The sequence below is a fragment of the Luteimonas soli genome, from assembly GCF_042648865.1.
Taxonomy (GTDB): Bacteria; Pseudomonadota; Gammaproteobacteria; order Xanthomonadales; family Xanthomonadaceae; genus Luteimonas; species Luteimonas soli.
Genome location: NZ_JBHRYA010000007.1, coordinates 1,020,053 through 1,038,719 on the forward strand (window position 1 = coordinate 1,020,053; position 18,667 = coordinate 1,038,719).

Annotated in this window: 16 protein-coding genes and 1 riboswitch; of the genes, 6 read left to right on the forward strand and 10 right to left on the reverse strand. The window is 69.5% G+C overall.

Annotation, left to right across the window (positions count from 1 at the left end):
* Positions 1 to 143: 143 nt before the first annotated feature.
* Both ACFONC_RS12050 and ACFONC_RS12055 read right to left on the reverse strand, forming a co-directional pair.
* Complete coding sequence (locus ACFONC_RS12050) at positions 144 to 1,748, reverse strand: peptide chain release factor 3 (protein WP_386744364.1); 1,605 nt, start codon at positions 1,746 to 1,748, stop codon at positions 144 to 146.
* Positions 1,749 to 1,998: 250 nt separating this feature from the next.
* Positions 1,999 to 2,793: a M23 family metallopeptidase gene (locus tag ACFONC_RS12055; protein WP_386744366.1), complete on the reverse strand. Its 795-nt coding sequence runs from the start codon at positions 2,791 to 2,793 to the stop codon at positions 1,999 to 2,001.
* Positions 2,794 to 2,931: 138 nt separating this feature from the next.
* Between ACFONC_RS12055 and ACFONC_RS12060 the strand changes: the two genes are divergently transcribed.
* A complete protein-coding gene (locus ACFONC_RS12060; protein WP_386744367.1) occupies positions 2,932 to 3,741 on the forward strand; it encodes a DUF1521 domain-containing protein in 810 nt (269 codons plus the stop codon).
* A 406-nt stretch (positions 3,742 to 4,147) separates the two neighbouring features.
* Here the strand turns inward: ACFONC_RS12060 and ACFONC_RS12065 are convergent, their stop codons facing one another.
* Positions 4,148 to 5,263, reverse strand: a complete 1,116-nt coding sequence (locus ACFONC_RS12065) for a 6-bladed beta-propeller (protein WP_386744369.1) — start codon at positions 5,261 to 5,263, stop codon at positions 4,148 to 4,150.
* 126 nt (positions 5,264 to 5,389) lie between these two features.
* Positions 5,390 to 5,517: riboswitch (SAM riboswitch) on the forward strand.
* Positions 5,518 to 5,553: 36 nt separating this feature from the next.
* Between ACFONC_RS12065 and metX the strand changes: the two genes are divergently transcribed.
* Genes metX through ACFONC_RS12080 form a run of 3 tightly spaced genes read left to right on the forward strand, consistent with a single transcriptional unit; the run spans position 5,554 to position 9,061 of the window.
* Positions 5,554 to 6,669: a homoserine O-succinyltransferase MetX gene (gene metX, locus ACFONC_RS12070; protein WP_386744371.1), complete on the forward strand. Its 1,116-nt coding sequence runs from the start codon at positions 5,554 to 5,556 to the stop codon at positions 6,667 to 6,669.
* On the forward strand, positions 6,666 to 7,913 hold the full coding sequence (gene metB / locus ACFONC_RS12075) for a cystathionine gamma-synthase (protein WP_386744373.1): 1,248 nt from the start codon (positions 6,666 to 6,668) through the stop codon (positions 7,911 to 7,913). The genes metX and metB overlap by 4 nt, the downstream gene beginning before the upstream one ends.
* Positions 7,910 to 9,061, forward strand: a complete 1,152-nt coding sequence (locus ACFONC_RS12080) for a homoserine dehydrogenase (protein WP_386744375.1) — start codon at positions 7,910 to 7,912, stop codon at positions 9,059 to 9,061. Before metB ends, ACFONC_RS12080 begins: the two co-directional genes overlap by 4 nt.
* Before the next feature lie 101 nt (positions 9,062 to 9,162).
* On the opposite strand, the gene ACFONC_RS12085 is transcribed toward ACFONC_RS12080, so the two are convergent.
* The 3 genes from ACFONC_RS12085 to ACFONC_RS12095 form a co-directional block, all read right to left on the reverse strand.
* Positions 9,163 to 10,713 carry a sulfatase family protein gene (locus ACFONC_RS12085; protein ID WP_386744377.1) on the reverse strand — a complete coding sequence of 517 codons (1,551 nt, stop codon included), beginning with the start codon at positions 10,711 to 10,713 and terminating at the stop codon, positions 9,163 to 9,165.
* Between the two features lie 123 nt (positions 10,714 to 10,836).
* A complete protein-coding gene (locus tag ACFONC_RS12090; protein WP_386744379.1) occupies positions 10,837 to 11,841 on the reverse strand; it encodes an alpha/beta fold hydrolase in 1,005 nt (334 codons plus the stop codon).
* A gap of 295 nt (positions 11,842 to 12,136) precedes the next feature.
* A complete protein-coding gene (locus ACFONC_RS12095) occupies positions 12,137 to 13,519 on the reverse strand; it encodes an L-serine ammonia-lyase (protein ID WP_386744380.1) in 1,383 nt (460 codons plus the stop codon).
* Positions 13,520 to 13,565: 46 nt separating this feature from the next.
* On the opposite strand from ACFONC_RS12095, the gene ACFONC_RS12100 reads away from it, so the two are divergent.
* Both ACFONC_RS12100 and ACFONC_RS12105 read left to right on the forward strand, forming a co-directional pair.
* Positions 13,566 to 13,811, forward strand: coding sequence for a glutaredoxin family protein (locus ACFONC_RS12100; RefSeq protein ID WP_386744665.1), 246 nt, complete (start codon positions 13,566 to 13,568; stop codon positions 13,809 to 13,811).
* Between the two features lie 128 nt (positions 13,812 to 13,939).
* The gene (locus ACFONC_RS12105) at positions 13,940 to 14,329 is read left to right on the forward strand and encodes a hypothetical protein (RefSeq protein ID WP_386744382.1); all 390 of its coding nucleotides are present in this window, start codon (positions 13,940 to 13,942) and stop codon (positions 14,327 to 14,329) included.
* A gap of 275 nt (positions 14,330 to 14,604) precedes the next feature.
* Here the strand turns inward: ACFONC_RS12105 and ACFONC_RS12110 are convergent, their stop codons facing one another.
* From ACFONC_RS12110 to ACFONC_RS12125, 4 genes are all read right to left on the reverse strand, one after another.
* Positions 14,605 to 16,278: a LysM peptidoglycan-binding domain-containing protein gene (locus tag ACFONC_RS12110; protein WP_386744383.1), complete on the reverse strand. Its 1,674-nt coding sequence runs from the start codon at positions 16,276 to 16,278 to the stop codon at positions 14,605 to 14,607.
* A gap of 344 nt (positions 16,279 to 16,622) precedes the next feature.
* Entirely contained in the window at positions 16,623 to 17,192 is a 570-nt protein-coding gene (locus ACFONC_RS12115) for a YceI family protein (protein WP_386744385.1), read from the reverse strand.
* 64 nt (positions 17,193 to 17,256) lie between these two features.
* Positions 17,257 to 17,820, reverse strand: coding sequence for a cytochrome b (locus ACFONC_RS12120; RefSeq protein ID WP_386744386.1), 564 nt, complete (start codon positions 17,818 to 17,820; stop codon positions 17,257 to 17,259).
* A complete protein-coding gene (locus ACFONC_RS12125) occupies positions 17,817 to 18,590 on the reverse strand; it encodes a YceI family protein (RefSeq protein ID WP_386744388.1) in 774 nt (257 codons plus the stop codon). Before ACFONC_RS12125 ends, ACFONC_RS12120 begins: the two co-directional genes overlap by 4 nt.
* Positions 18,591 to 18,667: the final 77 nt, after the last annotated feature.

The window sequence follows — 18,667 nt, forward strand, 5'->3', positions numbered from 1 at the left end:
CGAGGGGGAATCACGATTCTGCCCGATCCCACCCGCGTAGGTCGGGGCTACGTCCCCGACGCCCCGCGTGACCGGAAGAAAAGCCGTCGGGGGCGTAGCCCCGACCTACGGCCGGTGTTTCGTGCGGTCTGAGAGGCGCCGCCTCAGCGCGCAGCCACGACGTGCGCCTGCTCGCGCGTGGCCATGAACTCCACGCCCGGCGCGCGCTCCTGCGCCAGCTGCAGGTTGACCCGCGTCGGCGCGAGGTAGACCAGCTCGCCGGCGCCGTCGACGGCAAGGTTCATCGCGTTCTTCTCGCGGAACTCCTCCAGCTTCTTCGCGTCGCCGCACTTGATCCAGCGCGCGGTCGCCACCTGCACCTGCTCGAACGCCGCTTCCACCCCGTATTCGTCCTTGAGCCGGTACGCGGCCACGTCGAACTGCAGCACGCCCACCGCGCCCAGGATCAGGTCGTTGCTCATCAGCGGGCGGAAGAACTGCGTGGCGCCTTCCTCGGCCAGCTGCGCCAGCCCCTTCTGCAGCTGCTTGAGCTTGAGCGGGTCGCGCAGGCGCGCGCGGCGGAACAGTTCGGGGGCGAAATTGGGGATGCCGGTGAACGAAATCGCCTCGCCCTCGGTGAAGGTGTCGCCGATCGAGATCGTGCCGTGGTTGTGGATGCCGATCACGTCGCCGGGATACGCCTCGGCGGCGATCTCGCGGTCGCTGGCCATGAAGGTCAGTGCGTTGGCCAGCTTCATCTCCTTGCCGCCGCGCACGTGGAAGGCCTTCATGCCGGCGACGAAACGGCCCGAGCACACGCGCATGAACGCGACGCGATCGCGGTGCATCGGGTCCATGTTGGCCTGGATCTTGAACACGAACCCGCTGAGCTTCGGCTCGGCCGGCTCGACCATGCGCGTGGTGGTTTCCCGCGGCCGCGGCGCCGGTGCGTGGCGGACAAAGAAGTCCAGCAGCAGCTGCACGCCGAAGTTGTTGACCGCAGAGCCGAAGAACACCGGCGTCTGCTTGCCGGCGAGGTAGGCGTCGAGGTCGAACGGGTGCGAGGCGCCCTGCACCAGCTCCAGCTCGTCGCGCACTTCGCGCAGCATGTCGGCGCCGATGCGCGCTTCGAGCTGCGGGTCGTCGATCGAGGCGAAGATGGTCGAGTCCTGGCGGGTGAAGTTGCGGCCCGGTTCGTACAGGTGCACCTCGCCCGTGACCAGGTGCACCACGCCCTTCAGGCGCTTGCCCATGCCGATCGGCCAGGTCACCGGCGCACACTGGATGCCGAGCACGCTTTCCACTTCGTCGAGCAGGTCGACCGGGTCGCGGCCCTCGCGGTCGAGCTTGTTGATGAAGGTCATGATCGGCGTGTCGCGCATGCGGCACACCTCCATCAGCTTGATCGTGCGCTCTTCGACGCCCTTGGCGACGTCGATGACCATCAGTGCCGAGTCCACCGCGGTCAGCACGCGGTAGGTGTCCTCGCCGAAGTCGGCGTGGCCGGGGGTGTCGAGCAGGTTGACGATGCGCCCCTCGTACGGGAACTGCATCACCGAGCTGGTCACCGAGATGCCGCGTTCCTGCTCCAGCGCCATCCAGTCGGAGGTGGCGTGGCGGGAGGTCTTGCGCGACTTGACCGACCCGGCCATCTGGATCGCGCCGCCGAACAGCAGCAGCTTCTCGGTCAGGGTGGTCTTGCCGGCGTCCGGGTGCGAAATGATCGCGAAGGTGCGGCGGCGGGCGGCTTCTGCGGCGACGTCAGGCATGGCGAAAGCGCCAGCTGGCGCGACGGGGGTGCGGGGAAGGTGCGGATTATACGGGTTGCCGCGTGCCGGCTGCGGCGCCCGGGCTCTGAAGCCCTGCTTCTGAAGCCCCCTTATGAAAAAGGGGGTATGGGGGATTTGCTCCTGTTTTTGGCCCGCGGCTGAAGCCGCCACTGCAGGCAAGAGCAAATCCCCCGTCCGGCGCTCCGCGCCGGCCTGCCCCCTTTTTCAAAGGGGGCTGGTTCAAAGGAGGCTAGTTCAAAAGGGGGCCAGTCGTTCGATCTTCTTCAGCAGGCACGCTGAAACGCAGGATGCCGCGGTCGCCGAACATCCGGAACGGGATCGACTCCAGGTGCATGCCGCGGTTGACCTGGACGGCGAAGTGCAGGTGCGGCGCGCTGCTGGCGCCGCTGTTGCCGGACAGGCCGATCGGCCGGCCGCGCCGGACCCGCTGGCCCGGCTGCACCAGCGCGCCGCCTGGCTGCAGGTGCGCGTAGACGGCCATGGAGCCGTCGTCGTGGAGGACGCGGATCAGGTTCGCTTCGCCGTGCTCGCCGGCCGCCGGCGGCCCGGCCATCCGGATCCGCATCACCATGCCGTCGCGCGCGGCGAACACCACCGTGCCCGGGGCGGCGGCGAAGTCCACGGCGTAGCGGTTCTCCGCGTCGGCGTGGCTGTGGCGGCCGCCCCAGGCCTGCTCGACGCGAGGTTCGCCGGCCGGCAGCGGGAACAGGTACTCGTAGTCGCGCGGGCGCGCGTTGACGCTGCCCGGCACGGTCTCCAGGCGCAGCCCCAGGCCGCCCGCGGGCGCCGGATGCACGCGCGCGACCAGCACGCTCGAATGCGCCGGCACGGTGGCGCGCGCCGGCAGCGCCGGCTCCCCGCGCACGCCGGCGCGGTCGCTGTGCAGCATCACCTCCACCGGGCCGGGGAGGGTGTTGTCGGCCCAGGCCAGGTAGCTGCCGGCATCGCCTTCGATCCGCAGCTGGACGTCGTCGACGGGGCGGGCGTCGGCTGCGGTCGCGATCGCCAGCAGCGCGAACGCCACCGCCGCGCGCCACGCGGCCGTCCGCGTACGGGTCGGGTTTTCCCCATGGGGGTCGGCCCTAGCTGGTCGGCGGCGCGGGTTGGCGTTCAAATCAACGCACGAATCAGGCATGGACATGCATTCCGGGAGGGCAAAGAGATGGGCGACTTCATCAGCGGCAACTTCAACTTCAGCGCCACCGAGAGCATCGCCGCCGGCGGTTGCGTCGGACGCGGCGAAGGACCGAGCACCAGCAGGACCTCCGACGGCAAGGTGCAGTTCGAGAACGACAACTATCGCATCACCGCCGACGACAACAACGAAGTGACGATCTTCAACAAGCAGACCGGTGAAAACTACCGGATCTGGGGCGACCCGCACGTCGAGATCGACGGCAAGCATGCCTTCGACTTCTGGGGCAACACGACGTTCGTCCTCGACGACGGCACCCGCGTCAGCATCGCGACCACGCCGTGGGACAAGGGCAACAACGGCGCCACGGTGGCCTCGCAGGTGGTCATCGTCGACGGCGGCGGCCAGTACGCCACCCATATCCAGGGCGTGGACTCGAACACCACGGGCGACCTGGGCTTCTACGACATCGAGGTCGGCGAGGCCGCCAAGCTCGAGGTCACGGTCACCGAGGGCAACGTGATCGAGGAGAACGAGAACGGCCGCGGCTTCGTGGCGGTGGGCAGCGACGGCGAGTTGCAGGGCGTGGACCAGGCGTTCATCAACGCCACCGACGAGGTCAAGCAGCACGGCACGTCGGTGATCAGCGAGCTGGCGAGCATTTTCCAGCACTTCAGCGGCGTGGTGTCGCTGTCGCTGTCGGGTTCGTTCTTCTCGTTCAGCGGCAGCTTCGAGATCGGCGAGCCGGAACCCGAAGCGCAGCCGGTGGCGCAGGTGGACTACGTGCCGGGCCAGGAAGAGGACTTCACCTTCCGGATGACGATGGTGCACGCCTGATCCGCGGCGCGCACTTCCCAGTACCAGCCGCCGGCCCCATGGCCGGCGGTTTTGTTCTTGCTTCTTCACCGGTCCGAGGGAGACAACCAGGCCGGCCATGCGGGCTCCGGTGGGACGCCGTGCCCTGTCGGCCGGGATCCGCTTTTCCCTCCGCAGGACATCCCCCGCCTTCGCGGGGGCAGGCTCTGTCCTGAGTCGGGCGCGCGCCATCCATGGCGCGCTTGTCGCGGCCCCGCCCGCCATGACACGGCTCGTCTCAATGCAGGCATCGGCGCTTCGGTTGAAGCCGCGTAGGTCGGGGTTACGTCCCCGACGGCTCTTGATCTTCAGTTGCCGATGAAGAAACCGGGACGCCGCTGCTTCCGAAGCCCGTGCACAGACCGTCTTTTTGCGCGTCGCGCCGCACTCAGGGCGCGCAGGCGGGATCGAGCGCCAGCGCACGAACCACGTCGCCCAGGTCGAAGGCGGCCACGGCCTCGTCGTCGTGCACGGCGAACAGCGCGCCGTAGGGGAAGGCCGCCGTTGCCGCGGCGTGCAGGGCGATGCCGTCGGTGTGCGCCGTCACTTCGCCCATGAAGCTGCCGCGCGGCGCCAGGCTGTCGCGTTCGAACAGCAGGAAGTGGGTCTGCGGGTAGCGCTGGTCGGCGGCGACCCAGTAGCCGATGTCCGGCGTGCAACTCCACAGCGCCACGCCCTCGGCTTCGGCTTCGAACGTGCCGGCCGGCAGTTCGCGCCCGGTGGGCTTGCCGTCGAAGGTGTATTCGCGCAGGTTCGACGGATGGCCGCCGCCTTCGTCCGAGGTGTATTCGTCGGCCACCAGCAGCCGCTGCCTGGCCGGGTCGCCGGCGATCGATTCGACGATGCGCAGCGCCTTGGCCTCGCTGGTGTCGCCGAACGAGCCCTCGTCGCGCACGAGGAAGTGCGACGGGTCGGCGAACGTGACGCGGTAGCGGCGCACGCGGCGGTCGAGCTGGTCCAGCGGCGGCACCACGTCGTAGCGCTCGCCCTCCATGAAGCTGTCGGTGACGTAGACCTCGTACTCGGCGGGCGCACTTTCGTGGATCCACAGCCCGTAAGGGCTGCGCAGCTGGTCGGCGCCGAAGGTACTCAGCGGGGTGAAGTCCGGCAGCAGCAGCACCTGCACGCGGTGGTTGTCGCGTTCGGCGACGAACAGGTGGTTGCCGTAGATCGCGATGCCGTTGGGGCGCAGGAACTCGCCCGGCCCGTCGCCCTTGCCGCCGACGCTGCGCATGCGCTCGCCGGTGTCGGCGTCGAACACCACCAGCGAGTGGCTCGACTTGGCGGTGGCGATCAGCCAGGTGTGGCCGTCTTCGGCCGGCCAGGTGGCCAGGGAATCGATCTCGTCGCCCGGGTTGTCGGCCGAGACGTAGCGCTCGGGCACCAGGACCGTGGGGGGGGGGACTTGGCTGGCGATGGGCGCCCGGGTGGTGAGCGGCGCGGTGGTCGTGCAGGCCGACAGGCACAGGGCGGCGGCAATGCTGAACAGGGCAGGTCTGGACATCGGTGGAGTATGAAGGAGGTGGCCGGGGAAGGGCGATCCGCGGAACCGTGACCGCCATGGCGAAATATCCATCGCTTCATGCCGATAAAGCGATTGACATTCGGGGAAGCCCCGTGCAACCTGTGCGCTCCATCGAGACCGGCTGAGGGACAGGCCCGAAGACGCCGGGGCAACCTGATGGAGCGAACCTCGCGGTTTGCTCCTTCGCGGTGCCAAGTCCTGCGGGGACCTGTGCGTCCACCGGAAGATGGTTGCGGAACCTGCCTCGCGGCGGGTTCGCACGTGCCGCGATGCGGCCCCTTCCGGCATGCCCCGCGCGCCTTGATGGCCTTTCCCGCCATCGGAACGCGCCCATGAGCCTCGTCGAAAGCCCAGCCCGGCAAACCAATCCCGCTCCTCGCTTCCAGCCGACCGGCTACGCGCCGGAACCGCCCGCGAGCGCCACGGTCACCGCCTTGCGCGGCCACGTCGACCTGCTGCTGCCGATGCGCCACGCCGGCGTGCGCAGCGTGCGGATCGCGTTCGAGGCGATCGGCGCGGCCGACGCGCCGGTGGTGCTGGTGGCCGGCGGCATCTCCGCGCACCGCCACGTCGCGGCCAGCGCGCAGTTCCCGGAGGCCGGCTGGGCGAACGACCTGGTCGGCGCCGGGCGCGCGCTCGACCCGGCGCGCCATCGCATCCTCGCCTTCGACTACGTCGGCGCCGACGGCACGCTCGACGCGCTGATCGACCCGGCCGACCAGGCCGACGCGGTCGCCGGCCTGCTCGACGCGCTGGATATCGACGCGCTGCAGGCCTTCGTCGGCTACTCGTATGGCGCACTGGTCGGCCTGCAGCTGGCGGCGCGGCATCCGCTGCGCGTGCGGCGGCTGGTCGCGGTGAGCGGCGCGCATCGCCCGCACCCGTATGCGGCTGCGTGGCGTGCGCTGCAGCGCAAGGCGGTCGAACTCGGCCAACTCCAGTGCGCGGACGGGCAGGGGCTGTCGCTGGCGCGGCAGTTCGCGATGCTGTCGTACCGCACGCCGCAGGAATTCGAACAGCGCTTCGATGCCGCGCCCGAACTCGTCCACGGCCGCGTGCGCGTGGCCGCCGAGGACTACCTCGATGCGGTCGGCGCGCGCTACGTCGGGCGCACGCCGGTGACCGCCTTCCTGCGCCTGTCCGAATCGATCGACCTGCAGCGCGTCGACCCTGCGCAGGTGCGTGCCCCGACCACCGTGGTCGCCGTGGAAGGCGACTGGCTGGTGCCGCTGTCCGATGCCGTCGCCCTGGTCGAAGGCCTGGGAGTGCTGGGCAAGCTGCGCCTGCTGCGCTCGTCCTACGGCCACGACGCCTTCCTCAAGGAAACCGACCGCATCGACGCCATCCTGGCGAATGCGCTGCGCGACAACGGAGACATTGCATGAGCTTCCAGGACGCTTCGACCGACAGCACCTGCCGCGCCCCCGCCACCCGCGCCGTGCGCGCCGGCATCGACCGCGACGAGGCCTTCGGCGCGGTCACCCCGCCGCTGGTCCTGTCGTCGAACTTCAGCTTCGCCGGCTTCAACGACAAGCGGCAGTACGACTACACCCGCAGCGGTAACCCCACGCGCGACCTGCTCGGCGAGGCGCTGGCCGAACTCGAAGGCGGCGCCGGCGGCACCATCACCGCCACCGGCATGGCCGCGATCACCCTTGTGCTGCACGCGCTGCTCGAACCGGGTGACCGCCTGGTCGTGCCGCACGACGGCTACGGCGGCAGCTGGCGGTTGTTCAAGGCGCTGGCGGCCAAGGGCGCGTTCGAACTGGTGCTGGCCGACCTGACCGACCCGCGCGCGCTGGCAGCCGCGTTCGACCCCGTGCCGAAGGTGGTGTGGATCGAGACGCCCTCCAACCCGCTGCTGCGCGTCACCGACCTGCGCTTCGTGATCGACGCCGCCCACCGCGCCGGCGCGCTGGCGGTGGTCGACAACACCTTCCTTTCGCCCGCGCTGCAGGCGCCGATCACCGACTTCGGCGCCGACGCGGTGGTGCATTCGACCACCAAGTACATCAACGGCCACAGCGACGTGGTCGGCGGCGCGGTGGTCGCGCGCACGCCGGAGCTACACGAAAAGTTCAGCTGGTGGGCCAACTGCCTGGGCATCACCGGAGCGCCGTTCGACAGCTTCCTGACCCTGCGCGGCCTGCGCACGCTCGACGCACGGCTGCGCGTGCACCAGGAGAACGCGGCAGCGATCGCCGCACAGCTCGACGTGCATCCGGCGGTGGCGACCGTGTACTACCCGGGTCTGTCCTCGCACCCGGGCCACGCGCTGGCGGCGCGGCAGCAGAAGGGCTTCGGCGCGATGCTGTCGGTCGAACTGGGCGGCGAAGGCGCCGCGCAGGAAGCCGCGGTGCGCGCCTTCCTCGATGGCCTGCAGTGCTTCACCCTGGCCGAATCGCTGGGTGGCGTGGAAAGCCTGGTCGCGCATCCGGCAACGATGACGCATGCCGCGATGTCGCCCGAGGCGCGCGCGGAAGCCGGCATCTCCGACGCCCTGCTGCGACTGTCGGTCGGCATCGAGGCGCAGGGCGACCTGCAGGCCGATCTTGCCGCCGCGCTGGACCGCGCACAGGCCGTGATCGAAGGCGGCCGGCGTGCGCAGGCCGCACGGGGGGACGCATGAACAACGTCGTCTCCCTGCCGCTGCCGGCAACGGCCGCACGCCCCGCCACGCCGCCACGGCTGGCGCTGCTGGGCACCGGCAACGTCGGCGGCGCGTTCGTCGCCCGCTGCGACGCGCTGCGGGCAGCCGGCGTGCCGCTGCCGGCGTTCGCCTGGCTGTCGAACTCGCGCGCACTCGATCCGTGCAGCGACCACATCCCCGAACGCGCCCTCGAGCGCCTGCGCGCCGCACCGGCGCGGCAGGGCCCGTGGTCGCCGTGGGTCGAGGCCGAGGCGCTGCGTCGCGGCGACATCCTCGTCGACGCCAGCGCCAGCGACCTGGTCGCCGGCTGGCATGGCGAATGGCTGGCGCGCGGCATCCACGTGGTTACCGCCAACAAGCTCGGCAACGGCGCCGACCTGCTGCGCGCACAGGCCATCGTCCGTGCGCAGCGCGACGGTGGTGCACGTTACGGCGACAGCGCCACCGTCGGCGCCGGGTTGCCGCTGCTGCGCTCGATCCGCGAACTGGTCGCCGGCGGCGACCGCATCCACGCCGTCGAGGGCGTGCTTTCGGGTTCGCTGGGCTGGTTGTTCAACCACTACGACGGTGAGCGGCCGTTCTCGGATTTCGTGCGCGAGGCGCGCGATGCCGGCTACACCGAGCCCGATCCGCGAATCGACCTGTCCGGCGAGGACGTGCGCCGCAAGCTGCTGATCCTCGCGCGCGCCGCCGGCCTGTCCCTGCATCCGGACGACGTCCGCGTGGAGTCGCTGGTGCCTGAAGCGCTTGCGCGGGCCGACGCCGTGGCGGTCGATGGCCTGCTGCCGTCGCTGGACGTACCGCTGCGCGAACGCCGCCGGCAGGCCGAACGCGACGGCGCGCGCCTGCGCTTCGTCGGCCGCTTCGAGGCGGATGCCGCAGGAGGGATCGTGGCCGACGTCGGCCTGCGCGCGCTGCCGGCGGACCATGCGCTGTGCGGCGGGAGCGGTACCGACAACCGCGTGGCGATCTCCAGCGACCGTTACCGCGAACAGCCGCTGGTGGTCCAGGGCCCGGGCGCCGGCGCCGAAGTCACCGCCGCGGCCCTGCTCGACGACGTGATCCGCATCGCACGGCTCCCGCAGGAGTCGCGCGCACCTTCGTCTTCGAAGCCGTCGGGGGCGTAGCCCCGACCTGCGTCGGCGGGGGCATCCCGGACGCGCCGCGCGATTTGCCGTAGGTCGGGGCTACGCCCCCGACATGCTTTTCGTACCGGGTCCCGGTCGGTTTACGCCGGGCATTTCCCCGTCTCCAGCTTCGGTGGCACGTAACCTGGCGGATCGACGTCGCCGGTTTCCGCGCGCAGCTGCGTGATGCGGGTCTTCAACCGTGCGACGAGTTCCGCGTGCGCGGGGTCGTCGATCAGGTTGTCCATCTCGTCGGGATCTTCCTGCAGGTCGTACAGCGCCCACTCGTCCGGCATCTCCCAGAAATGGATCAGCTTCCAGCGATCGGTGCGCACGCCGCGGTGCTTGCGCGCGCAGTGCACGGCCGGGTATTCGAACCACTCGTAGAGGAAGTCCTCGCGCCAGTCGACATCCTTGCCTTCCAGCAGCGGCTTCCAGCTGCGGCCCTGCATCCAGTCCGGCGGGGTCACGCCGGCCAGGTCCAGCAGCGTCGGCGCCACGTCGATGTTGAGCACCATGTCCTTGTCGTCGACTTGCCCGGCCTTGATCCGCTTCGGCCAGCGCAGCAGCATCGGCACGCGGATGGACGGTTCGAGCATCATCCGCTTGTCATAGAAGCCGTGCTCGCCGAGGAAGAAACCATTGTCCGAGGTGTAGACGACGATGGTGTTATCGGCCAGGCCTTCCTTGTCGAGGTAGTCGAGCACCCGGCCCACGTTCTCGTCCACGCCCAGCAGCACGCGGTAGTAGTTGCGGACGAAGGCCTGGAACACTTCGTGCAGGCGCTGCTCCTCGGGCAGGTCCTTGTCGACCAGCGGCGGGCGGCGTTCGGCCTTGTGGAAGAAGTCGCCCATGTTGGCGATTTCCTGCGTGGTCTTGGAGAACGCCACCGGCGCGTCGTCCGGCCTCGGTTCGCCGAAGCCGGGCGGCAGCGGGATCTCGACGTTCTTGAACGCGTCGTAGAAGCGCGGGTCCGGTTCCCACGGTCCGTGCGGGGCCTTGAACTGGTAACACAGGCAGAACGGCTGGTCCTTCGGCCGGCGTCGCAGGTAGGCCATCGCCTGGTCGCCGATCACGTCGTCGGTGTGGCCGCGGAAGCGCACCGGCGCGTCGTTGACGATGAACTGCGGGTCGAAATAGCTGCCCTGGCCACGCAGGATCGCCCAGTGGTCGAAGCCGCGCGGCAGCGACTTGATGTGCCACTTGCCGACCACCGCGGTGTGGTAGCCGGCCTGCCGCAACAGCATCGGATAGGTGATCTGGTCCGGGCGCAGGCCCATCTGCTCGTACCAGCCCGGCTCCTCGCCGTTGCTGGTCACGCCATGGCTGTGCGCGTACAGGCCGGTCAGGTAGGAGGCGCGGCTGGGCGCGCACACCGAAGTGGTGACGAAACTCTTGTCGAAGCGGATGCCCTCGTTGCCGATGCGGTCCATGTTCGGCGTCTTCAGGATCTTGTTGCCGTAGATGCCCAGCGCGTGCTGCGACTGGTCGTCGGTCATGATGAAGATGATGTTGGGCGCGCCCTCGCGCGCCTTGGCCGGCGCCTTGCCGGCCCCGGGTTTCGCCTGTGCGTGGACGCCGCCGACGCCCAGGCCCAGCGCCCCCGCGCCCAGCAGCTTGATGAGGTTGCGACGGCCGGTGTCGGTGGTCATGCCGGTGTCCTCCAGGTGGTGGCGTGCCGGGCACGGAACCGCCGCCCGGGCGACCACCCTAGCCGTTCGTGAAAACGTTTTCATTGCGCGCTGCAATAAGCCGCGCGTGGCGGGGCTGGGGGGTCACTCCAGCGCTTCGAGCAGCGCCGCGTTGAAGCGCTCCGGCGCCTCCACCTGCGGCGAGTGGCCGAGGTCGTCGAATTCCACCAGCCGCGAGTTGCGGATCAGTCGCGCCGCGCGCTTGCCGAGTTCGGGATAGTCGCCCAGGCGCTCGGCCAGTTCCGGTGAAGCGAGGTCGCGGCCGATCGCGGTGCGGTCGCGCTGGCCGATCATCAGCGTGGTCGGCACGCGGATGCGCGGGAATTCGTACACCACCGGCTGGTTGAAGATCATGTCCGAGGCCAGCGCCTGGTCCCAGGCGACCGCTTCCTTGCCGGGGCCGGCGTACATGCCGGCGAGCATCTGTACCCAGCGGTCGTACTCCGGCTTCCACTTGCCGCCGTAGTAGAACTTCCGCTGGTAGGCCTTGATGCCTTCAGGGCTGGTCTTCAACTCGCCCGCGTACCACGCGTCGACGTTGCGCCATGGCACGCCTTCGGCGCGCCAGTCCTCCAGGCCGATCGGGTTGACCAGCACCAGGTGCCCGGTGGCCAGCGGATACTGCAGCGCGTAGCGCGCGGCCAGCATGCCGCCCATCGAGTGGCCGGCCACCACCGCGCGCGTGATCCCCAGCGACCGCAGCAGCGCGTGCGTGTTGTCGGCCAGCTGTCCGAGCGAGAACTGGTAGCGCCGCGGCTTGCTCGACTTGCAGAACCCGATCTGGTCGACGGCAACCACGCGATAGCCCGCGCCGGCGAGCGCGGCGATCGTCGACTCCCAGGTCGCGGCGCAGAAATTCTTGCCGTGCAGCAGCAGCACCGTGCGCCCGTTGGGTTCGCCGGCGGGTGCGACGTCCATGTAGGCCATCGACAGCTTCTGCCGCTGCGAATCGAATTCGAAGCGCTTGACCGGGTGCGGGTAGGCGAAACCTTCGAGCTGCGGGCCGTAGAAGGGCGGCTCTTCGGCGATCGCGGGAGCGGCGACCAGCGCGATCGCGAGGGCAAGCAGGGCGTGGAACGTGCAGCGCATGGCGGAATCCGGTGACAGACCGCGCCAAGGATAGGAATGGCGGTGCCGTCGATTCGTGAACGGGGCCCTCGTGGATGCGGCTGAAGCCGGAGCTTTTGCTCCCTCCCCTGCGAAGGCAGGGGAGGGCTGGGGAGGGGTGCCTTCCGGGTCAGCGCGAACCGTGACCACCCCCTCCCAGCCTTCGCGGGGGAGGTGCCAGAAGACGCCCGCGTCATTCGAGATGCCCGGCCCCCGACGCCACGAATCCGGAGACCACGCCGCCAGGAACCGTCGGGGGATGTAACCCCGACCTACGTCAACACTCGATGACGTTCACCGCCAGGCCGCCGCGCGAGGTTTCCTTGTACTTGTCCTGCATGTCGCGGCCGGTGTCGCGCATGGTCTTGATGACCTTGTCCAGGCTGACCTTGTGCTTGCCGTCGCCGCGCAGAGCCATGCGCGAGGCATTGATCGCCTTCACCGCGCCCATCGCGTTGCGCTCGATGCAGGGGATCTGCACCAGCCCGCCGATCGGGTCGCAGGTGAGTCCCAGGTTGTGCTCCATGCCGATCTCGGCGGCGTTCTCGATCTGGCTCGGGTTGCCGCCCAGCGCCGCGGTCAATCCCGCCGCGGCCATCGAACAGGCCACGCCCACCTCGCCCTGGCAGCCGACCTCGGCACCGGAGATGCTGGCGTTTTCCTTGTAGAGGATGCCAACGGCCGATGCGGTCAGCAGGAAATCGAACACGCCCTGTTCGTTCGACCCGGGGATGAAGCGGTCGTAGTAGCGCAGCACCGCGGGCAGGATGCCGGCTGCGCCGTTGGTCGGCGCGGTCACCACGCGCCCGCCGGCGGCGTTCTCCTCGTTGACCGCCAGCGCGTAGAGGTTGACCCAGTCGAGCGTGGTCAGCGGGTCGCGCATCGCCGCTTCCGGCCGCGACGACAGCTCTTCGTACAGCGCCGGCGCGCGCCGCGAAACGTGCAGGCCGCCAGGCAGGGTGCCGGTCTGGCGGATGCCGCGCTGGATGCACGACTGCATCGCCTCCCAGATCTCGCGCAGCCCGGCTTTCACCTCGTCTTCGCTGCGCCAGGACTTTTCGTTCTCCAGCATCAGCTGCGCGATCGTCAGCCCGTTGTCGCGCGCCTGCGCCAGCAGCTCGTTGCCGCTGCTGAAGGGGTAGGGCACCGGCGTGGTGTCGGCGACGATGCGGTCCTCGGCCGCCTCGTCCTGGTTGACGACGAAGCCGCCGCCCACCGAGTAGTAATCGCGCGTGGCCACCACCGCGTCGTCGGCATCGAAGGCGGTGAAGCGCATGCCGTTGGTGTGGTAGGGCAGCTTCTGGCGCTTGTTCATCACCAGGTCGCGCTTCTCGTCGAAGGCGACGGCGTGCTTGCCGCCGAGCTGCACGCGCTTCTCGCCGCGGATGCGCTCGAGCGCGGCGGGGATGACATCGGGGTCGATCAGGTTGGGCCACTGGCCTTCCAGGCCCATCAGCACGGCCTTGTCGGTGCCGTGGCCGCGGCCGGTCAGGGCCAGCGAGCCGAACACCTCCGCGCGGATGCGGGCCACGTCCTGCAGCCGGCCGGATTCTTCCAGCCAGTGCTCGACGAAACGCGCCGCGGCGCGCATCGGGCCTACGGTATGCGAGGAGCTCGGACCGATGCCGATCTTGTAGAGGTCGAAGGTGCTGACGGCCATGGGGCTATTCTATGCCGCCGCCACGTTCCACGCCGCGCCCCCCGACATGAATGTGACTACGACCTTGCAGTTGTTCCAGCGCGACGATTGCCCGCTGTGCGACCAGGCCCTTGCCGTGCTGGCCGCGGCGCGCGCGCCGGAGTTCGACAGCGTCTGGATCGACGACGTGGATGAACTGGAAGCCGCGTACGGGATGCGGGTTCCGGTGCTGCGTGATACGGTCAGCGGCGCAGAGTTGGACTGGCCATTCGATGCGGACCGCGTCCGCGCCTGGTTGTCGCAGGCGCAATAGGGTCCGCCCTAGTCCCGGTCTTCAGGCCAGGGCGACGATACTGGTCCCGTTCGCGGCCGCGCATCGCCGCGCCAGGAACTCGACCAATGCGAAAACTCCTTCCCGCCATCCTATTGGGCATGATCCTCATGAACAGCAGCCACGCCGACGACGGCATCCACACCCCCGAAAAGGGCAGCCCCGAGCGCGAACAGCTCCTCGACGCGGCGCGCGCGCCGGTGCAGAAAAAGCTGGGGCGCGACGACGTGCGCTTCGAAGTCGAACAGCTCCGCGCCGGTGACGGCTGGGCGTTCGTGTACGTGCGCATGCTCAATGCCGACGGCAGCGTCATCGACTACGCCGGCACGCCGCTGGCGGACGCCGCGAAGCAGGGCTACGTCTCCCCCGACTACGTCGCCCTGCTGCAGAAGGCGGACGGCCAGTGGCAGCTGCGCGCGGACGCCATCGGCCCCACCGACATGGTGTGGCTGGCGTGGCCCGACAAGTACGGCGTCGCGCACGAGCTGTTCGAGGAGTAAGCGCGCGCGAAACACCCCGGCAATCCCGGGGAGGGCCGTAGGTCGGGGCTACGCCCCCGACGCCGCGCGTGCCCGCAAGTTGCCAAGGGGCTACGCCCCCGATGCCGCGAATCCGGATGTCACGCCAAAAGCCGTCGGGGATGTAACCCCGATCTGCGCCCCCACACACAAAAAAACGGACGGCCGCTGGTGCGACCGTCCGCAGGTGGCCCGGGGGGCCGGGCCGGCAGGCAGTGGCGATTGGGGTTCGCCGCTGCCTGTCATCACACGAAGGCTCAGGGCGGCGTCAGGTAGTAGGCGTTGCCGTACGGGTTGCCGTAGCTCACCTGCTGCGAGCCGTCGGGGTTGATGTTGTTCGACCCGATCAGCTGGATGTCGCCATTGTTGTTGCTGGCCACCAGCTCGACGTGGCCGCCGTAGTTGAGGATGCACACGTCGCCGGGCTTGGCCTGCGATGCGGGCACCACGGTCCAGCCCTCGGCCTGCAGCCTGCTGGACGTGCCGGCCACGGTGTTGTCGTGCCAGTTGATCAGGCCCGCCTCCTGCAGCACGGCGGTGACGAAGTTGGCGCAGTTGACGTCGTTGGGGACCCACGATTCCATCGGCAGCTCGCCGCTGCCCTTCAGGTCGCCGGCGTTGCGGCCGAGGAACTGCTCGGCGATGCCCACCACGTCGCCATTGCCGGCGCCCGATGTGCCCGAGGTCCCGGACGTGCCTGAAGTCCCGGAGGTGCCGGATGTCCCGGAAGTATCCGAAGTCCCCGGCGTGCCGCTGCTGCCAGGCAGGTTCAGCTGCTGGCCCGGATAGATCAGGTTCGGGTTGCTGACCTGCGGATTGGCCGCGATCAGTGAGTCGAGCGACATGTTGTTGGCCGCGGCGATGCCGGACATGGTGTCGCCGCTGCGCACGCTGTAGCTGCCGCCGCCGTTGCCGGACAGGTTGATCGACTGGCCCGGATAGATCAGGTTGGGGTTGCTGATCTGCGGGTTGGCCGCGATGAGCGCGTCGAGCGACATGTTGTTGGCCGCGGCGATGCCGGACAGGGTGTCGCCGGAGCGCACGGTGTAGCTGGCGCCGGTGCCGGGGCTGCTGCCGGTGTCGCCGCCATCGCCAGGATCGGAGGGGTCGCTGGGTTGGCTGGGGACGGTCGAGCCGCCCTCGTCGATGTCGCCGTCCACGCGTCCGCGCACCGCGTTGGAGGCCTCGCCCGCGGTGATGCGGCCGTCACCGTTGCTGTCCAGGCCGCTGTTCCACTTGTATTCGACGCTGCCGCTGGACCACAGGGTCGAGTTGGGATCGGACTTCGGCGAGCCGTACAGCACGGAGGTGTACACGCCTTCGAGCGTGGACAGGTCGCCGCTGCCCGAGGCGCGCTCATTGAAGTACTGCTCGACGTACTGCAGCTGCTCCACCGAGCTCATCTGCGCCAGCGCGGCGGTGCTCGTCCCCAGTCCTTCGGCCGTGCTCGGCATGAACTGGATCAGGCCGGTCGCGCCGCTGCCGGCGTTGTTGGCCTGCGCCGGCGAGAAGCTGCCGCCGGTCTCGAAGCTCATCACCGCCATCAGGTACTCGGGCTTGGTGCCGAGCCGGGCGGCCATGGCCTCGACCTCGTTGATGAATTCCGGGGTGACGTTGGGGTTGCCCTCCACGCCGGAAATCCGGTTGTAGTCGAACTCGCCGTTGGCCGCCGCCACGTCGGCCGCCGGGGACGTGGAGCCGCCGGCCGCCGCGGCCGGTGCGGCATTGCCGCCGCCGGGGATGTCGATGCGGTCGCCGGGGTAGATGAGGTTGGGATTGCTGATCTGCGGATTGGCCGCAAGCAGCGCGTCGACGGAAACGCCGTTCTGCCTGGCGATGGCCGCCAGCGTATCGCCGTGCTGCACGGCATGGCTGTTCTGCGGGGTATTGGCGGCAACGTTGCTGTTGGAATTGACGGCTGAGACGCTCATCGGGGCTCCTTGGCATTCGCGGGATTTAGAAGCCGAGCTCCCCCCGGGGCTCGAGTCGCCGACGATTTCAGCATCGGCCCGACGCACGGGCCATCCGGGGCGTGCCCTACCTAGGGTCGGTCCCGGGTTGAGGATGGGTGTGGGCGGGAAAGGGGCGGCGGGCGTCACGGAATGCGTGTCGACCACGGCGAGCCCTTCTCCCGCTGTGTCGGAGAAGGGCTGGGTTGGGGAGGGGTGCCTTTCGGATCAGTGCGAACCGTGGGCACCCCCTCCCAACCTCCCCCTGCCTTCGCAGGGGGACGGGCCAAAGCTCGCGGCCTGAAGCCGCTTTCCCGTCGCGCGGCCTACCCGGCCGGCTTCAGCACCACCCGCGTGCTCACCGCCACTTCGTCCGGGATCGTGTCGGTGTCGGCCCAGTCGCCGCCGCCGACGCCGAAGTCGAGGCGCTTGAGCGTCGCCTTGCCCGCCAGCACCGGCGCGGCGCCCGGGGTCCAGGTGAAGGTCAGCGTCACCGGCTTGCTCACGCCGCGCAGCTCCAGCGTGCCGTCGGCGGCATAGCGGTCGTCGCCGAGGCTGCGGAACTTCGTCGCGCTGTAGCGCGCCTGTGCGAACTTCGCCACGTTGAAGAAATCCGCGCTGCGCAGCGTGTCGTCGCGGTCGCCGTTGCCGGTGTCCGTGCCGGCCAGCGGGATGGTGACGTCGAGTTTCGAGTTGGACAGGTCGGCCGGGTCGAAGCTGAGCCTGGTCGAGAACCCCGGGAAGGTGCCGGTGAACACCTCGCCGTCGTATTTGGTCGCGAATGCCAGCGTGGAGCCGGCGGCCTGCACGTAGTCGGCAGCGAGGGCGGGGGCGGCGACCATCAGGGCGACGAGGCTGGCCGCGACGGCGGCGGGGGTGGTGAGCTTGCGGGACATGGGGGGCTCCTGCGTGTGGGGTCTGCTGGTTCGCGGGGCGTCGGGGGCGTAGCCCCGACCTGGGTCATTCCGGAGTGCGGCGGCGGCCGGGCAGCATCCGGGTCAGCGTGGCGTCGTTCTGGAACAGGTGGTGGTAGAACGCCGCCGCCGCATGCATCACCACCAGCGCCACCAGCACCCAGAACAGCAGCTCGTGCGCATCATGGGACAACTCGCTCAAGCCTTCGTTCGGCGCCGACAGCTTCGGCATCTCCGCCAGGCCGTACCAGCGGAACGGGCGCAGGCCGCTGGCCGAGTCATACAGCCAGCCCGACAGCGGCATCGCCAGCAGCAGCGCGTACAGCGCGAAGTGGGTCAACGAAGCAATCCGCGCCTGCCACGTCGGCGTGCCCGGCACCGGCTTCGGCGCGCCCGCGTACAGCCGCCAGGCGATGCGCACCAGCACCAGCACCAGCACCGTGATGCCGGTCGACTTGTGCATCGTGTACACCCAGAAATACTTCGGCGTCTTCGGCAGCTCGCCCATGGTCAGGCCCACGATGGCCAGCACCAGCACCAGCAGCACGATCAGCCAGTGCAGCAGCTGGCTTACCGGGCCCCAGCGGTCGGCGGTGTTCTTCCAGGTCATGGCGTCGGATCCTGCGTCGTTGCGGGAGTGTCTTCGGGAGTCGTTTCGTCGGTGGCCGGTGCAGCGGGGGCCGGCTTTTCGCGCGGAGCTTCTCCGGAAGGCGGATCGGAAGCCTCCGCTTCCTCCACGACATCCCCGCCGCGCACGCGCCGCGCCTCTGCCTCGATCCGCAGCGCGACCGCATCGCCGATCACCCCCGGCCAGGCATCGATGCCGAACGCCTCGCGGCTGATCGTCGTCGTCGCCGAAAACCCCACCGTGCGCGCGAACGGCGGCAGCGGATAGCGTTCGAGCTGGTTGAACACCACGTCCAGCTTCACCTCGCGCGACACCCCGCGCAGGGTCAGCGTGCCGAACACCGACGCATGCGTCCCATCGATGCCTTCCACCCGCGTCGACACGAACGTGGCCGCCGGATGGTCGTTGCCGTCGAGCAGGTTGCGTCCGAGCGCCGCGCGGTTCCACTTCGCATCGCCCAGGTCCAGCCGCAGCAGCGGCACGCTGACATCCACCCGCGCGACGCTCCAGTCGTCGGGATCGAACACCAGCGTCCCCGTGCTGCCCGACACCGTGCCGATCGCCTGCGAATAGCCCGCGTGCGAGAGTTCGAACATCACCCGCGTGTGCACCGGGTCGAGCGCATAGCGCGCAGCCTCCGCGAATGCCGCTCCCGGCCACGCCAGCGCCGCCAGCAGCAATGCTGCGCACGCACCCGCGCCGTGCGGCGAAGGCGTGGTCAGGCGGGCCGGAGTGGCGGTGGAAGGGCGCATGGGGCCGATTCTAGGGGCATTGCGCGTGACATTGCGTCCACTTGCCGCCGTGCGCGCCCTTGCACGTGCAACGCTGC

Coding starts and splice junctions, on each gene's coding strand:
- ACFONC_RS12050 (WP_386744364.1), bottom strand. CDS start 1,748: ATGCCTGACGTCGCCGCAGAAGCCGCCCGCCGCCGCACCTTCGCGATC.
- ACFONC_RS12060 (WP_386744367.1), top strand. CDS start 2,932: ATGGGCGACTTCATCAGCGGCAACTTCAACTTCAGCGCCACCGAGAGC.
- ACFONC_RS12065 (WP_386744369.1), bottom strand. CDS start 5,263: ATGTCCAGACCTGCCCTGTTCAGCATTGCCGCCGCCCTGTGCCTGTCG.
- metX (WP_386744371.1), top strand. CDS start 5,554: ATGCGGCCCCTTCCGGCATGCCCCGCGCGCCTTGATGGCCTTTCCCGC.
- metB (WP_386744373.1), top strand. CDS start 6,666: ATGAGCTTCCAGGACGCTTCGACCGACAGCACCTGCCGCGCCCCCGCC.
- ACFONC_RS12080 (WP_386744375.1), top strand. CDS start 7,910: ATGAACAACGTCGTCTCCCTGCCGCTGCCGGCAACGGCCGCACGCCCC.
- ACFONC_RS12085 (WP_386744377.1), bottom strand. CDS start 10,713: ATGACCACCGACACCGGCCGTCGCAACCTCATCAAGCTGCTGGGCGCG.
- ACFONC_RS12090 (WP_386744379.1), bottom strand. CDS start 11,841: ATGCGCTGCACGTTCCACGCCCTGCTTGCCCTCGCGATCGCGCTGGTC.
- ACFONC_RS12095 (WP_386744380.1), bottom strand. CDS start 13,519: ATGGCCGTCAGCACCTTCGACCTCTACAAGATCGGCATCGGTCCGAGC.
- ACFONC_RS12100 (WP_386744665.1), top strand. CDS start 13,566: ATGAATGTGACTACGACCTTGCAGTTGTTCCAGCGCGACGATTGCCCG.
- ACFONC_RS12105 (WP_386744382.1), top strand. CDS start 13,940: ATGAACAGCAGCCACGCCGACGACGGCATCCACACCCCCGAAAAGGGC.
- ACFONC_RS12110 (WP_386744383.1), bottom strand. CDS start 16,278: ATGAGCGTCTCAGCCGTCAATTCCAACAGCAACGTTGCCGCCAATACC.
- ACFONC_RS12115 (WP_386744385.1), bottom strand. CDS start 17,192: ATGTCCCGCAAGCTCACCACCCCCGCCGCCGTCGCGGCCAGCCTCGTC.
- ACFONC_RS12120 (WP_386744386.1), bottom strand. CDS start 17,820: ATGACCTGGAAGAACACCGCCGACCGCTGGGGCCCGGTAAGCCAGCTG.
- ACFONC_RS12125 (WP_386744388.1), bottom strand. CDS start 18,590: ATGCGCCCTTCCACCGCCACTCCGGCCCGCCTGACCACGCCTTCGCCG.